Annotated in this window: 8 protein-coding genes; all 8 read left to right on the top strand. The window is 59.9% G+C overall.

Going from position 1 to position 16,325, the window contains the following annotated elements:
• Positions 1–4 precede the first annotated feature (4 nt).
• Entirely contained in the window at positions 5–1,705 is a 1,701-nt protein-coding gene (locus EXQ56_06175; protein MSO20041.1) for an ankyrin repeat domain-containing protein, read from the top strand.
• 119 nt (positions 1,706–1,824) lie between these two features.
• Positions 1,825–5,025, top strand: a complete 3,201-nt coding sequence (locus tag EXQ56_06170; protein MSO20040.1) for a TonB-dependent receptor — start codon at positions 1,825–1,827, stop codon at positions 5,023–5,025.
• Positions 5,026–5,167: 142 nt separating this feature from the next.
• Positions 5,168–7,621 carry a DUF1592 domain-containing protein gene (locus tag EXQ56_06165; protein ID MSO20039.1) on the top strand — a complete coding sequence of 818 codons (2,454 nt, stop codon included), beginning with the start codon at positions 5,168–5,170 and terminating at the stop codon, positions 7,619–7,621.
• The gene (locus tag EXQ56_06160; GenBank protein ID MSO20038.1) at positions 7,618–8,961 is read left to right on the top strand and encodes a DUF1552 domain-containing protein; all 1,344 of its coding nucleotides are present in this window, start codon (positions 7,618–7,620) and stop codon (positions 8,959–8,961) included. Before EXQ56_06165 ends, EXQ56_06160 begins: the two co-directional genes overlap by 4 nt.
• Positions 8,942–10,660 carry an ankyrin repeat domain-containing protein gene (locus tag EXQ56_06155; protein MSO20037.1) on the top strand — a complete coding sequence of 573 codons (1,719 nt, stop codon included), beginning with the start codon at positions 8,942–8,944 and terminating at the stop codon, positions 10,658–10,660. The genes EXQ56_06160 and EXQ56_06155 overlap by 20 nt, the downstream gene beginning before the upstream one ends.
• A gap of 213 nt (positions 10,661–10,873) precedes the next feature.
• Complete coding sequence (locus EXQ56_06150) at positions 10,874–14,101, top strand: TonB-dependent receptor (GenBank protein ID MSO20036.1); 3,228 nt, start codon at positions 10,874–10,876, stop codon at positions 14,099–14,101.
• Positions 14,102–14,320: 219 nt separating this feature from the next.
• Entirely contained in the window at positions 14,321–15,397 is a 1,077-nt protein-coding gene (locus tag EXQ56_06145; protein ID MSO20035.1) for a hypothetical protein, read from the top strand.
• A 273-nt stretch (positions 15,398–15,670) separates the two neighbouring features.
• On the top strand, positions 15,671–16,325 hold a 655-nt coding region (locus tag EXQ56_06140; protein ID MSO20034.1), incomplete at its 3' end, for a hypothetical protein.

The raw sequence follows: 16,325 nt of genomic DNA, 5'->3' as shown, positions 1-16,325 counted from the left end.
GGGAATGACGATGAAAGAAAAGTTATCGGTCGCGGCGGGGCTGGCTGCTTTGACGGTTTTGCTTTCGATATCCGCGAGGGCGGCTTCCTCCGTTGATTTGGGGCTCCTGGAATCCGCGCGCACAGGAACGCGCGAACAGGTGCGCGCCGCGCTGGCAGCGGGAGCCAGCCCGAATGAACGTCAGCCGGATGGCGCCACGGCACTGGCGTGGGCCGTGCATCGCGATGATCTGGAGATGGTGGAGGTGCTGATCGGCGCGGGCGCGGATTTGAATGCAGCCAATGATTACGGGATCGCGCCGCTGTACATCGCCTGCATGAATCAAAACGCGGGCATGGTCCTCAAGCTGGCCGGTGCCGGCGCCGACGCCAATCAGGCGACGTGGACCGGCGAGACTCCGCTGATGACCTGCGCGCGCATCGGGCTGATCGACGGAGTAGCCGCGCTGCTAAATGGTAACGCGGACGTGAATGCCAAAGACACGCGCCGGGGGCAGACGGCTTTAATGTGGGCCATCGCCGAAGGCCACCCCACTGTCGCCCGTCTGCTCATGGGAAAAGGCGCGGACGTCAATGCTCAGTCGAAGATGCTCGATGGCTTCACACCCAAGATTTACAAGACCTATTACGGAACGCTCGAAATCAGCTCGCGCGGAGGATTCACGCCGCTGATGTTCGCGGCATCGGTGGGCGATCTGGAGAGCGCGAAATTGCTAGTCGCGCGCGGTGCGGACGTCAATCACTCGACCATGGAGGACGGCAATACCATGCTGCTGGCCACCGCCAACGGACACGAGGACGTGGCGCTGTTTCTGCTCGAAAGCGGCGCCGACCCCAACTCGAAAGCCGGCGACGGCAGCGACATCACGGCGCTTCACTATGCGTTGCGCGACGGCATCAAGTCGCTGATGGAGAGCAAGGGCGCGGGATTTTTCTCGCAGCTCGTGCAGCAGGAGCAGCAGTCCACCACCAAGAAAGAGGAAGCCGGCCCGCTCGATGGCGCCAACATGCCGCGACTGGTAAAGGCCCTGCTGGCCAGGGGAGCGGACGCCAATGCCCGCATGGGATTGCCTCCGGCGCGTCTGCGCAAAGGCGGTCGCGCCTACGTGAGCGTGGAAGGCGCAACCCCATTTCTGCTGGCGGCGGCCTCCGGCGATGTTCCCTCCATGCGCCTGCTGGCGGAGTCAAAGGCGGATACCCGGCTCGGGACCAAAGTGAACGAGGGTGAAAGCCCGGTGGGCAAGAACTCCGATGATGCTCAATTTGAGGGCAGCGCCACGGCGCTGCTGGCCGCCGCGGGACTGGGTCGCAGCCGCGACCGCCGCGGGCCGGAAGCGCAACGCGCTTTCGAGGCGGTGAAGACTTTGCTCGAGATGGGCGCGGACGTGAATCAGGTAAACGAGACCGGCTGGACCGCGCTGCACGCCGCCACCTATATCGGCGCTGACAACATTGTCCAGTACCTGATTGAAAAAGGCGCGCGGCTGGATGTCCAGAATGGCTGTGGACAGACGCCTCTGACGCTGGCCAACGGAACCAATTCGCGCGGGTTGATCCAGATTCCCCGCGAACGCAAGAGCACCACGGATTTGCTGAAGAAGTTCGGGGCGAGTGAAACTTTGTCTGGCGGGCCAGTCGGCCGATGTGTGGAAGGCCGCTACGGTATCGAGTATTTCACCGAGCGGGACAGCAAGAAGAGTCAGTAATGGGACGTGTTTTTCCCCGGAGAACAGCAGGTCCTTCGCTGCGCTCAGGATGACAGCGCCGGGCGGGATGACAGCGCTTTGAAGAGTTTGCACAGACGGTCAAATCGGGTGGAGGAAGAATGCTTGCACTATCCAGAGGTTTCCGGCTGGTGATATTGATCTTGCTGGCCAGCGGAAGTCTGCGCGCGCAGATCTCCGATGCCCGTCTGGAAGGCACGGTACGGGATGAGACGCAGGCGGTGCTTCCCGGCGCGACGGTGACCGCTAAAAATTCCGAGACTGGACAGACGCGCACGGCCACCACGGATTCGCGCGGCCGCTACCTATTCGCTAACCTGCCGCCCGCCCCGCATGATCTGGAAGTTTCGCTGACAGGATTCAAGACCACGATTCGCCATGGAATCGTGCTGACGGTGGGCGCGCAACTCGCCCTCGACCTTACCATGACGGTGGGAAGCGTAACTGAACAGGTTACGGTAACCAGCGAAGCTCCGCTGGTGGAGACGCAATCGGGAACCGTGGCCGGCGTGGTGGAAGAGCGCGTCATCCGCGAGTTGCCTCTGAATGGTCGCAGCTTCGCCGATCTGGTTCAACTCGAACCGGGCGTGGTGCGCACGCGCGCGGGCAACAAGGCCACCCTCTCCGGCACGGGCGAGAAGATGTCGCTGGGCGGCGCGCGGCCGCATCAGATGAGTTTCCTGCTGGATGGCGCCGACATGATGTCGCGCAACAATACCAACCCGGCCGGCGCTTCCGGCTTCATGCTGGGCGTCGATTCCATTCAGGAGTTCCGCGTCTCCACCAGCGGCTTCAGCGCCGAGTTTGGCCGCAACTCCGGCGGCGTGGTCAGCGCGGTTACCAAGTCCGGCACCAACAATCTGCATGGCACGGTCTACGGCTTTTTGCGCAATGACAATCTGGACGCGCGCGATTTCTTCGACCGCAAAACCGCTTCCAATCCCAAGGGCGAGCCGGAGTTCAAGCGCTCGCAGTTCGGCTCGGCGGTAGGCGGTCCGATGATTCACAACAAGACTTTCTTCTTCGCCAATTACGAAGGAGTACGGGCTCGCCGCGGAACCACCACGGTGGATAATGTCCCAACCGCTGCGGCGCGTCTGGGAAATCTTGGCACACGCACCGTAACCGTCGCCGAGTCCATCAAGCCTTACCTGGCGCTCTATCCGCTTCCCAATGGAGATGATTTGGGTGGCGGCATCGGAAGATACTTCTGGGCCGGCTCGCAGAACACCGACCAGGATGATGTCGTGGCGCGCATCGACCATCAGCTTACTGACAATCAGACGCTCATGTTCCGCATGTTTTACGACAACGCCAGCGTGATCGCGCCCTCCAGCCTGGGCTTGATTCAGATGTTCAACAAGTCGCGCATTCAGAATTATGTGCTGAACCACAAGCAGATCGTCTCATCCACACTGGTCAACGATTTCCGCATCACCTTTCTGCGCGACGCCTCCGAGGCCACCGACTCGACCGCCGAGGGGATGGAGCGGCTGGAGTTTGTGCCCGGCCGCGGCTTTGGCCACTTTACTCCCGGGGTCATCGCTTCCATCTCGACCAATAGTTCCGGCCCGCAGTATTGGCGCCAGAATCTGTTCGAGGTCATCAATGACGTGGCCATGGCCAAAGGCGCGCACGCCATCAAGTTCGGCGGCATCGCCAAGCGGCTGCGCTACAACAGCATCAACGTCGGCCGTCTGCGCGGCGAATATATCTTCAATTCGCTCGAAGAGGTGCTCACCGCCAACGCTGCGCGATTCGAAGCAGGCCACGTTACCGAGGGCACGCGCGGAATGCGCCAGTCGTTGTTCGGGTTTTACTTTCAGGACGACTACCGCCCCACGCCGCGGCTGTCGCTGAATCTTGGCGTGCGCTATGAATTTGTTACCGGCGTGAGCGAAGCCAACGGGCGCGTATCGCAACTGCGCAACCAGCTCGATCCGACGGTTACGGTCGGCGATCCCTGGTTCCTGAATCCGTCGAAGAAGAATATCGTACCGCGCCTCGGCTTTGCCTACGACTTGACCGGCGACGGGAAGACCTCAGTGCGCGGCGGCTTCGGCGTCTATCCCGACCAGTTGCTGGCGCTCTACTGGCGCGACTCCAGCCAGCGCATGTTGCCCTACACGCAGCGTTTCTTCGTGCAGCGTCCGGCCAACGGGACGATTCGCTTCCCTGACGCGATTGTGCAGTTCCCGCTCACTGATTCCCCGATGTTCGATCCCAATCAGTCCATGGAAATGATGAATTACCGTCCGCATCAGCCCTACACTATGCAATACAACCTCACCATGCAGCGGCAGTTGAGCTCGAGTTCGTCCTTCATGATTGGTTATCTCGGTTCGCAGAGCCGCAACAACTCGCGCAACGTGCAGTGGAACACGGCAAACCCCACGCAGTTTATCAATGGACAAAAGTGCTACTCCGTGGCGGGGAGCACGGTGGCGGGCGTCGCCGTGCCGGCGTCGGACTGCTTCAATGGCGTTGCCGCACCGCGCCGCAATCCAAACTTCTCGAGCATCCTGCAACGCGAGTTCGACACCAACGCCAACTACAATTCGCTGCAGTTCTCCATGCAGCAGCGTATGCGCGGCGGACTGAGCATCGAGGGCACCTACCAGCTTTCCCGCACCATGGATGAGATCTCCGGCATCGCCGGCAGCTCGGACTTCCAGAACGTCACCAGCTTCTCGATGGACCCGGATGATCGTGGCCGCGATTACAGCCGGGCCGCCTTCGACATTCGCCACTACATGGTGGTCAACGGGACATACAACCTTCCCAACTTCGGCCTGAACGGCATTGCCGGTCAGGTGCTCGGCGGATGGAGCCTGAGTTCACTATTCAATTATTCAGGCGGTGAACCTTTCTCGGTGGTCAACCGTTTTGACCGCGCCGGCAACAGCACCATCATCTTCGGCAATCAGGAGCGGCCCAACGTCGCGTCCGGCGCGTCGAACAATCCCATTCTGGAAAATCCCACGGCGGATCAATGGTTCGACTTGAAAGCATTTGAACTGCAGAAGCCAGGCACCCTCGGCAACCTGGGCCGCAACACGCTGCAAGGGCCTGGCGTGGTAACGGTGGACTTGGCCGTGCGCAAGGGCTTCCAGGTGCGTGAAGGACAGAAGCTGGAGTTCCGCTGGGAGATGTTCAATATGTTCAACCACGCCAACTTCTCGCAACCCGAATTCCGCATCTTCTCGAATGCGGCGGCGGCTATTGCGCCCGGCTCAGGTTCCATCACCAACACACGGACTTCGTCGCGGCAGATGCAGTTGGGTTTGAAGTACATTTTTTAGCGAGGCACTGGTAGCCAGGTGAGCGTTTTTCTCGCCGTGGGCTTGTGGTTTCAATGGGGATTCCCACGGCCAGAAAAACACTGACCGTGGCTACCCAAGCGCACGTGCTTTACGGCAATTCTAAAAATTGGTTAGAGGAACCATGCCGAAGTTATTGACAAAAGTGGGAACCGCCATTTGCTTTGCGGTCGCATTGAGCGCCGCTGCGCAGACTGCTTCCACAACGGCTAAAGAGTCGCCCGCCGCCTCGTCGGCTAATCAAACGCTGCTTGGCAGGTATTGCGTCACCTGCCACAACGAGCGGCTGCGCACCGCGGACCTGTCGCTGGAGCAGCTTGATCTCGATCAGGTGAGCCATGATGCACCGGTCTGGGAGAAGGTAATACGAAAGCTGCGCTCCGGCGCGATGCCGCCCGCTGGCGCGCCGCGTCCGGATGCTGCTGCATCCTCAGCGCTCGCCGGTTATCTTGAAACGGAGCTGGATCGTGCATCCGCCGCGCAGCCGAACCCGGGGCGCAAGGCCATCCATCGGCTCAACCGCGCGGAGTATTCGAACGCGGTGCGGGACATTCTGGCGGTGGATATCGATTCCTCGGAACTGTTACCCGCCGACGATGTCAGCTATGGTTTTGACAACATCGCAGAAGTGCTTTCCATCTCACCTTTGCTGACGGAGAAGTACATTGCCGCGGCGGAGAAGATCAGCCGCGCTGCCGTGGGCGACCATGATGTGAGACCGGTGACGGCGGAATATTCCATCCCTGAGGAGGTCATGCAGGACGGCCGCATGAGCGAAGACCTGCCTTTCGGCTCGCGCGGCGGTATGGCCATTCGCCACAACTTCCCCGCCGATGGCGAGTACAGCGTGCATGTGCGCCTGCACCGCAATTCGGACAACTATATTCGTGGGATTACGGAGCCGCATCAACTGGACGTCCGCCTCGACGGTCGGCGCATCAAGCTGCTGACCATCGGTGGCGAGAATCACGGTCTCTCAGGGCCGCTCTATTCCTTTGTCAACAAGGATTACAAAGGCGACGAGGCGCAGGAGAAGTACGAGTTTGACGCGGACCTGAAGCTGGAAGCCGCAATGCACGCGACGGCTGGCCCGCATCTGCTGCAAGTCGCGTTTCTGGATGAGACCGTCGAGCCGGAAACCGTACTCATGCCCGAGCGCCAGTTGTTCGTGGACAAAGGCGACTATAAGGGCGGGTTACCCATGGTAGCCGCTGTGGGCATCCACGGCCCGATGCAGGCCAAGGGTCTGGGAGAAACTCCGAGCCGCGCCCGCATCTTTTCTTGCCGGCCCGCCGCATCGGCATCGCCCACGGATGAGCAGGCGTGCGCCAGAATAATCATTTCCAAACTGGCGAGGCTGGCGTTCCGGCGACCCGTGGCAGCGGCGGATATTGATCCGCTGACCGAATTGTTTGCCTCCGCGCGCCAGCAGGGCGATTTTGAATCTGCGGTGGAGATGGCTCTGCGCGGGATTCTGGTGAGCACGGAGTTTCTGTTCCGCATGGAGCGCGATGCGCAGGGCGCAGCGGCTGGAAGCTCGTCCCGGATCAGCGATCTGGAGCTGGCCTCGCGCTTGTCTTTTTTCCTGTGGTCCAGCGTTCCGGATGAGCAGTTGCTGGAGGCTGCGGAGCGCGGGCAACTGCACACTCCCGCGGAACTGGAAAAGCAGGTACGGCGGATGCTGGCTGACACCCGCGCGCAATCGCTGGCGGATAACTTCACGAGCCAGTGGCTTTTTCTGCGCAATATCCTGCACGTGAAGCCCGATGAGCGCCAGTTCCCTGATTTCGATGATGGGTTGCGCCAGGCGTTTCTGGAGGAGACCACGCAGTTTATCTCCAGCATCGCGCGCGAGGACCGCAGCGTGCTCGACCTGCTCAACGCCGATTACACGTATCTCAATGAGCGGCTCGCGGAGTTCTACGAAATACCGAACGTCTACGGAAACCATTTCCGGCGCGTACAGTTGGCCGATGAAAACCGCCGAGGGTTACTGGGACAGGCCAGCATCCTGACCGTTACTTCGTATGCGAATCGAACTTCGCCGACGCTGCGCGGCAAGTGGGTTCTCGAGAATATCCTGGGCACGCCGCCACCCCCGCCACCGCCTGATGTCCCGTCGCTGAAGGAAGAAACTGGACGTGGGGGTCGCGTGCTGACGATGCGACAGCGGATGGAGCAGCATCGCACCAATCCCGTCTGCGCCAGTTGCCATGCGCGCATGGACCCCATTGGACTGGCGCTCGACAACTTTGACGGCATTGGCACATGGCGCACCAAGGAAGGCGGCGACGCGGGCACGCCGATTGATCCGGCGGGCGTACTGCCTGATGGAACCAAGTTTGCCGGTCCGGCTGATCTGCGCCGCATCCTGGGCGCGCGCCGTGAGCAGGTGGCGCAAACTATTGTTGAAAAATTGATGATCTATGGTCTGGGCCGCGGCGTTGAGTATTATGACGGCCCGGCCATCCGCAGGATTTTGCGCGACGCCGCAGCGCAGGACTACCGCTGGTCGTCGCTGATTTTAGGCATTGTGAATAGCACGCCGTTTCAGATGAGGAGGACACGAGAATTATGATGATCTTCAAAAAAGCGATCGCACGCCGGACGTTTCTGCGCGGGGCCGGAGCCACACTGGCTCTGCCGCTGCTGGACAGCATGTCGCCGGCTATGGCTGCCGAGCGTGACGGCACGGTGGTGAAGAGTCCCGTGCGCCTGAACATGATTTACGTGCCCAATGGACGCATCATGAATCAATGGACGCCGAAGGCCGCGGGCACCGCATTTGAGCTGCCGCCGACGCTGGCTCCGCTGGCTCCCTTTCGCGATCGATTGACGGTGGTGAGCCACCTCTCGAACATGGCGGCGGTGGTGCGCCCCGGCGAGCCGATGGGCAATCACGGCGCGGCCAGCGCCGCGTATCTCACCGGCCTGCGCGGGAGCAATGGGCAGTTGGGAGTCTCCGCCGACCAAGTGGCCGCGAAGGATTTGGGGCAACAGACACAGTTGGCCTCGCTTGAATTGACCCTCGACACCGTGGGCCTGCTTGGTGGCGGCGACACGCCGGTGAATGACGCTTACTCGAACACCATTTCCTGGCGCAGCGCCACGCAGCCGTTGCCAATGGAGAGCAATCCCCGCGCCGTCTTTGAGCGGATGTTCGGCGAAGGCGATTCGACCGATCCCGCCGAGCGGCTGGCCCGCATTCGCCAGAATCGCAGCCTGCTCGATTATGTTGCGGGCGACATCTCGCGCATGATGAACCGCGTTCCGCAGTCCGATCGCGTCAAACTCTCCGAGTATCTGGACGGCATCCGCGATGTCGAGCGCCGTATTCAGCGCGCCGAGGAGCAGGCTTCGACGAAGCAGCTTCCCGTAGTGGCCCGTCCCACGGGAATACCCGGAACCTATGACGATCATGCGCGGCTGATGTTCGATCTTCAGGTACTCGCTTTCCAGACGGACATGACACGCGTCATTAGCCTCATCATGGCGCACGAAAAGAGCGAGCGCGCCTATCGCGAGATTGGCATCGCCGAAGGGCATCATGCTTTGTCGCATCATCAGGGTGACCCGAATTTGATTGGAAAAGTCGCGCAGATTGACCTGTTCCAGTCTCAACTATTGGCCTACTACCTCGAAAAACTCCGCGCGACCCCAGATGGCGATGGCTCTCTGCTCGATCACTCGGCGATTCTGTATGGCAGCGGCTTGAGCGATGGGAATCTGCACAAGGCGACGGACCTGCCGTTGCTGGTCGCGGGCGGAGGCGGAAAGAAAATGGGCGGTCGCCATCTGGAATTCACGCCCAACACGCCAATGACTAATCTGCACGTCACATTGCTCGATATCGCTGGCGTCCGCGTAGATAAGCTGGGCGATTCCACCGGCCAGGTCGATGGGCTCAGTTTGGCTTAAGGAATCCATTGAGAAGGTTACGATTATGAATCAGCGAACTCCCATACTCCTCACGCCGATTGGCGCCGCTGCGTTTGCACTCTGCCTGATGGGAAGCCGGTCGCTTGTCGCCGCCGATGAACACCTGGAATTGATCAAAGCGGTGAAGAGCCGAAACATCGCGCAAGTACAGAGCGCACTCAGCCAACCGATTGATGTGAATCAGCCGGAGCCGGACGGCGGCACGGCGCTCGCATGGGCCGCTCATCTGAATCTCGATGCGGCGGTCGCCTTGCTGCTCAAGGCAAACGCTGCGGTGGACGCCGCGAATGAATATGGCGTGACGCCGCTGTCGCTGGCTTGCACCAACTCCAATGCGGCGATTGCGGGTGCGCTGCTCCGAGCTGGCGCCAATCCGAACGCGTCGCAGTGGACGGATGAAACTCCGCTGATGACTTGCGCGCGTACCGGAGTGACCTTGGCTGTGAAGCAGATGTTGGAAATTGGCGCGACGGTCAACGCCGCCACGCGGCGCGGGCAGACGGCGCTCATGTGGGCGGCCTCTCAACAGCATACGGAAATCGTAGCGATGCTCATTCAAGCAGGCGCCAACGTGAATGCGGTAACGAAAGTGCCTGACGCCTTCACGCCACTTTCATTTCTCGATTATGGTTTGCGGGATCACGTTACTGGAAAGCCCGATACCCACGACCGCAGCCGCACTCATCACGATCCGGCCAGTTCGCGCGGCGGATATACGGCGCTGCTGTTCGCGGCGCGTTCGGGCGACCTGGACTCGGCAAGGCGGCTGCTGCAAGCGGGCGCGAATGTTAATTACGCTGGCCCAGATGGCCCCGCGCTGCTGGTGGCGGCGGCCAGCGGGCATGAGGAGTTAGCCATCCTGTTCGTTGAGAACGGGGCCGACGTCAAGGCACCGGACGGCAATGGCATCACCGCGCTGCATTGGGCGGTGCAGGAAGGGTTGGCTGGAATTACCGCCGCAAAGATTCAGGCGCCCACGGATCGCATGTGGTTTCATCCGAACATGCCGGGACTGGCGAAGGTTTTGATCTCCAAAGGCGCGGATATAAATGCCCGCATCGCGCGTGGAACTTCTCCTTGGGATTTCCCCCCCTTCGCGCATGGCGGCGGCATCGCCCTGCCGCAGATTCGTCAGGTGGGCGCCACTCCATTTTTCCTTGCCGCTGCCGCGGGCGATGTGGGCATGATGCGCTTACTGCTTACCGCGGGAGCCAATCCCCGGCTGGGCACGGAAGAAGGAACATCTCCGCTGATGGCCGCAGCGGGAGTCGGTCAATTGCGTGATCGTCCGTTGAACAAGCAACCGGGAGCGAAGGAAGCAGTGCTGCTGGCCATTGAGCTGGGCAATGATGTGAAGGCGACGGCGGCCGGGAATCGCACGGCGTTGCACGGCGCGGCGCATGTGGGTGCAAACGACATCATCGAGTTGCTCTTGAAGCATGGGGCCGACATCAACGCCAAGGACAAATATGGGCAGACGCCGCTGAGCATCGCGTTGGGCGATCCGGCGCGCCTGGTCGATCCCTTTGATAAGCGCTTTCGCCAGCAGCCCATCCCGCATAAGTCGGCGGCGGAGCTGCTGTTAAGCTTGGGCGCGGCTCCCCTGGCCGGCGAAGCGGACAAGGTGGGCGCGACCAAAGTCTCCGCGCCAAGCCGCTACCCGACTGGTAGTCAGTAAGCCTGGCTGGTAGTTAGTAAGGATGATCCGCCGCGGTGGCGAGCGGGTGATGTCATCGGGCACGTTGGTGGACAAGTCAGTCATCTAAACTGGGTCGAAGAATATTTGTAAGTAGGTCGGGGTAGGCTCCCTGCGTATCCGGCATTTGCGGGTATCCATTTTGCCTGCGGGTGTACAGTTCTGTATATCCATCATTGGAAGGAAGGGTGAGTAATGAAAAAAAACCTTATGAGCGGACTACTGTTGATCATTACGCTTCTTGCTGGAACGGTACACGGTTGGACGCAATCCACCACGGGGACCATCTCCGGAACTGTCAGCGATGAGAGCGGCGCGGTATTGCCCGGGGCACAGGTGGCCGCATCCAACACGGCGACAGGCGCGCACCGCACCGTCAGTACTGACGCCGTCGGTCGCTACGTCATTACCCAGCTTCCTCCCGGCAGTTATGATATCTCCAGTTCCATGACTGGTTTTGGAACGCTGGTGCGGCAGGGAGTTACTCTGGCCCTGAGCCAGCAGGTCACGCTCCACCTCGCCATGCGGGTGGGCGCGGTGAGCGAGCAAGTGACAGTCACAGGCGAAGCGCCGCTGGTGAACACCTCTTCCGGAACGGTATCCGGCGTGGTGGATGAGACGCGCATCCAACAGCTTCCTCTCAACGGACGCGACTTCAGCCAGCTACCGCTGGTCCAGACGGGCGTTACCGACGTGCTGACGGGCGACAACGCGATGTCCAAGGGTACCGGCGCGCGCATCTCCATGGGCGGCTCCCGTGTCGATCAGACCGCATGGTTGCTAGACGGAACCAATATTCATAGCCCGTCGTTCTTCGGCACGCCCGGCGGCGCTGCTGGCGTGATGCTGGGGGTGGATGCGGTGCGCGAATTTCAGGTGCTCACCAGCAACTATTCGGCGGAGGTGGGCGGCTCGAGCGGCGGCGTGATCAACATGGTCACCAAATCCGGCACCAACACGATTCACGGCACGCTGTTCCACAGCATCCGCAACAGCGCGGTGAATGCCCGCGCGATGAATGACATTCCTGATAAGGCCGCTCTCAAATGGAACCAGTATGGCGGTGCCATTGGCGGCCCGATACGCCAGGACCGCACTTTTTTCTTCGCCAACTATGAAAGCATCATCCGGCGCTCCGGCGCCACGCAATCGCCGCTGGTGCCGGATGATGCCTTACGCCTGGGGCTGGTCCCGGACACCAATGCGCCCGGCGGACGGCGGCAGGTGAACGTGGCCGCCTCCGTGCGTCCCTACCTGGACATCTGGCCGCGAGCGAATAGCGGAGCCGGTGTGCATTTCTTTTCCTCGCCCAACCCGATCAATGAGCACTATGTAGTCGGGCGGCTGGATCATGCGTTCAATGATAAGCAGTCGCTTTTCTTGCGGTTCACGCTGGATAACGGAGACATTACGAGTCCGGACCCGCTCCCCATTACCAATACGGAAACGGAGATGAACACACGCTATGCGACGTTGGGGCATGACTACATCATTTCGCCGACGTTCCTGCTCTCCACGCGACTGGCGGCCAACCGCACCCTGCTCGGCTCCGATGAGATTGCGCTGGTGGATTACCCTGTGAGCCTGAACAAGCTGCTGCCCGGATATCTTTTCAGCGTGGGCTACACCGGTGTAACTTCCATCGGCATCAACACACAGAACGTAATCCGGCACGCGCAGACGCTGTTCACCCTCGATGAGCGCGCCCAGTATATTCGCGGGGCGCACGCGATGAAATTTGGCGTGCAGATTGATCGCGTTGAATCGTCGCGCCGCGGCGGGTCGGCCGGCTTGAATGGATCGATGGGTTGGTCCAGCGCCGAGCTATTCCTGACCGATGCGCGCCCGCTGACCTTTTCAGCGGCGGCGCCGGGGCTCGACAATGCGCGCACCTATCTCCAGTATCTTTACGGTGTGTTCCTCCAGGATGACTGGAAGATTCGTCCCCATTTCACGCTGAATCTGGGTGTGCGTTACGATCCTTCGACCGGCCCGGATGAACGCCACGGCCGTGAGTCCACAGTGAATGATTGGACGACGGCTACCGCATTCCAAACCGATATCGGCTTATTCAACAACCCATCGAAACGCAATATCTCCCCGCGCGTGGGATTTGCCTGGGACCCCAAGGGCGATGGCATGACCGCTGTGCGCGGCGGATTCGGCCTCTTCTTTATGCAGTTGTTGAGCGCGCACTATGTGGTCCAGGGCGCGAAGAATCAGCCGTACTTCGCCACCACCAGCGCGATCCTCGGGAATCTTGCTTCGGTGGAGGCGGACTTGGCCGCCAATCGCGCCGCGCTGCTCAGTCCCAATTTCGGCGGCGAGATCACCTTCCTGGAAATCACGCAGTGGGACTTGAATCCGTCCTACGAGATGAAGTTCAATCTCTCCGTGGAACGGCAATTCTCCAATTCACTTTCCGTTACACTTGGCTACTTGGGCGGCAGAGGCATTCATCTGTGGCGCAACACGGATGTCAACAATTCCCCTTATGTGCTGGACGCTTCCGGGCGCCCGTTGGTGGTGGCGGGAACGCCACGAGTGAATCCGAGGGCTGGCGTGGGCCAGACGCGCTACTCGGACGCGCAGTCGTTCTACAACGGACTACAGGTAGAAGTGAAAAAGCGCATGAGCAGCGGCTTCCAGTTGCAAACTTCCTACACCTGGTCGAAGTCCGTTGATGACTCGACGACGGGAGTGGCCAATACCGACTACAACGAGGGGTCGGCGTCGCAGGCATATCTCACCAAGGCGGATCGCGGCTTGTCCGCGTTGCATGTGGGACAAAATATTGCGGTCAATGGCATTTGGGCTATTCCTTCGTCAGCCGATTCCGGGCTTGTTTCACACATATTGGGTGGATGGCAACTTTCAGGAATCTTCCGTGCCAAGAGCGGCACGCCCTTCTCCGTAAAAGTTACTTCGCGCAACGCGCCCGATCAGTCGCGCGGAGCCAATCTGCAAAGGCCCGAGCTGGCTCCTGGGCGCAATCAGGAGAACATCACCGCGGGCACCACCGCGGGTTGCGGCACAGGGGCTGGAGCCATCGCGGCTGGCCAAGCACTGGGCACCCCAACGCGTTACTACGATCCTTGCGCCTTTGTCCGCCCACCGGTTCCGGTTGGATTCGCAGTCGGCAGCGGATATTTTGGCAACTTGGGCCGCAACACTCTCACCGGGCCGGGCTTGGTGAATTTTGATTTCAGCCTGAGCAAGTCGGTTCCGCTCGGTTTGTCGGAGGGCAGTGAAATCAAATTACAGGCCGATGCCTTCAATATCTTCAATCGCAACAATCTCGGGCTGCCCGCCACCGGCGCGCTGAACCCGTTGACGGGCGCATACATCGCCGAGGCCGGTCGCATCAACACGCAGGTGACGCGTCCACGGCAAATGCAGTTTGGGCTCAAACTGATTTTCTGATTCGCTCGGTGCCGCCGTAATTCAGTACGGCTTGGAACGATCATTGAAATTGAATGCAAGATTATGGGAAGCGTTTCGGACGATCATCCGAACTGGCCGGGCAACGCTTTCCATGCGCGATGATCGTTTGCAAAGGCATCACCACTCCGCCAATAAAATGGATGATGTTAAGGTTCGTCTATTGGTAAATATTGGGACGAAGCACTTCCCAAAAGGAGAATGATGCGCGTAAGGAAGAGCATAAGTGGGATGGTGATCTTTGCGGGGCTGCTAGCCGTCGCCACAGGCATCCTCTACTTGTCCAGCGTGAAGCGACATACGGGATCACCCCAATTGGTGTCGGACCGGCAGCTTTCCAATTACGGGGGAATTTGCCAATGGCCTGAGGCCACTTATCGTCCCGTCTCTGCAGCGCCGGACGAGAGTCTGTTTTCCTCGATCTACGACAGTACGGTTTATGCCGCAGCAGAAGAGGGCGGCGAGACACGCGAGATCACTCGCCCCCCAACTCGTCAGATTCGGGACCTCGACCCCATCTATAGCGGAATTGCTGTAAACACTCAGTTCAACGAAATCGTGCTGATGGACCAGAACACGTGGAGCATCCGTGTATTTAGCAGGACGGACAATACCCCGTCCGGCGCTCGACTCACGGAACCGAAACGTGTGATTCAGGGACCGGAGACCGAAATCCAGTTCAACAATGGCATTTATGTCGATCCCCTAAATGGGGAAATCTATTCAGTGGAGACCGACACCGGAGACAAGTTCGTGGTGTTCCCTCGGGATGCCAAGGGAGACGTCAAGCCCGCCCGCAGCCTTACGACTCCTCATCGCGGTTTTGCCTTGGCAGTGGATGAAGAAAAGCAAGAGCTTTTCGTGGGAGTTCAGTATCCACCTGAAGTGGCGGTGTATCGCAAAGGCGCCTCGAACGAGGCAAAACCGCTGCGCAGTCTTCAGGGACAAAGCACTCGGTTATCGGACATCCATGGCATTGCGCTGGATGTGAAGAACAGTTTGATGTTCGTCATCAACTGGGGACATGTCAGCGACTATAAGACCGCTGGCACCGGCAAATTTGAAGACCCTTCGATCTCCGTTTACCCGATCAACACAGACGGTGACACCGCGCCGCTGCGTGTCATCCAAGGGCCCAGGACACAGTTAAACTGGCCCGCGCAGATGGCGATTGATCCAGATTCTGGAAATCTTTACATCGCCAATGATATGGGCCAGTCCGTAGTGGTATTCGATTCCAAGTCGCAGGGGGACGTGGCGCCCATCCGAGTCATCTAGGGCAACAAGACTCGTCTGGCGAATCCTTCGGGCGTCGCGGTCGATACCAGGAATAAGGAACTCTGGGTCTCCAGCTTCGGCAACTCCTCGGCTTCCGCATTCCCGCTGACGGCAAACGGAAACGTGGCGCCGATCCGCACCATTCGCAGCGCGCCTGCGAACAAAGTATCGCTGAAGTTCGGCAAGGTGGAGGCGCTGGCGTACGATGCGGCGCGAGATCAGATCTGGGTGCCGAATTGAGTTACCCACCCGCAGATTGCGGTCTTCGCCAGGATGGCGAAGGAGAATGAGCCTCCCGTTAGAACGCTCGAAGGTCATAAGACGCTGCTCAGCCGGACCATGCATGGGTTTTCCTATGATCCCATTCACGATGAAATTGTTGTGAACAGCCCTCTGGTGCAGACCATCCTGACATTTAAGGGAAGCTCCAACGGAGAAGAACCACCCATTCGCATCATTCAAGGTCCGAAGACAAGAATCCTGGGAATGGGCTACACCGCTCTCAGTACAGTGACTGCGGACCCTGCCAATAACGAGATATTCCTTCCCGTCGGATCAGGCGGAAATCGCGGAGGCGAAGGAACAGGCGGCCCCAATGGAGTTTTAGTATTTGACCGGATGGCAAACGGAGACGTGGCGCCGAAACGTTCTCTAACCGGACCGGATACGCAAATCCGATCGGCGACTCCCCACGTTGCGATTGACCCGATTCATAATCTCCTGATCGTAAAAAGTAACGGTCTGTTGATCTTTGATCGCAACGCCGACGGCAACACCAAACCATTGCGCGTCATCCGTGGTCCGAAGACCGGCGGATTTGGAGGCGGCCAGATTGCGGTCTACGCCGAGAAGGGTTTCATTTTGACTAACTCAGCTGACAATTGGGCTGTCTGGAGCATCCACGATGAAGGAGACGTTGCTCCCCGCT

Source organism: Acidobacteriota bacterium, from assembly GCA_009691245.1.
Classification (GTDB): Bacteria; Acidobacteriota; Terriglobia; order 2-12-FULL-54-10; family 2-12-FULL-54-10; genus SHUM01.
The sequence above is the reverse complement of the archived record's forward strand: the minus strand, read 5'-3'. Positions and strand labels throughout refer to the sequence as shown.

Excerpts from the sequence above, each read along its gene's own strand:
- EXQ56_06165 (MSO20039.1), top strand. The coding sequence starts at position 5,168 with ATGCCGAAGTTATTGACAAAAGTGGGAACCGCCATTTGCTTTGCGGTC.
- EXQ56_06175 (MSO20041.1), top strand. The coding sequence starts at position 5 with ATGACGATGAAAGAAAAGTTATCGGTCGCGGCGGGGCTGGCTGCTTTG.
- EXQ56_06170 (MSO20040.1), top strand. The coding sequence starts at position 1,825 with ATGCTTGCACTATCCAGAGGTTTCCGGCTGGTGATATTGATCTTGCTG.
- EXQ56_06145 (MSO20035.1), top strand. The coding sequence starts at position 14,321 with ATGATGCGCGTAAGGAAGAGCATAAGTGGGATGGTGATCTTTGCGGGG.
- EXQ56_06160 (MSO20038.1), top strand. The coding sequence starts at position 7,618 with ATGATGATCTTCAAAAAAGCGATCGCACGCCGGACGTTTCTGCGCGGG.
- EXQ56_06155 (MSO20037.1), top strand. The coding sequence starts at position 8,942 with ATGGGCTCAGTTTGGCTTAAGGAATCCATTGAGAAGGTTACGATTATG.
- EXQ56_06150 (MSO20036.1), top strand. The coding sequence starts at position 10,874 with ATGAAAAAAAACCTTATGAGCGGACTACTGTTGATCATTACGCTTCTT.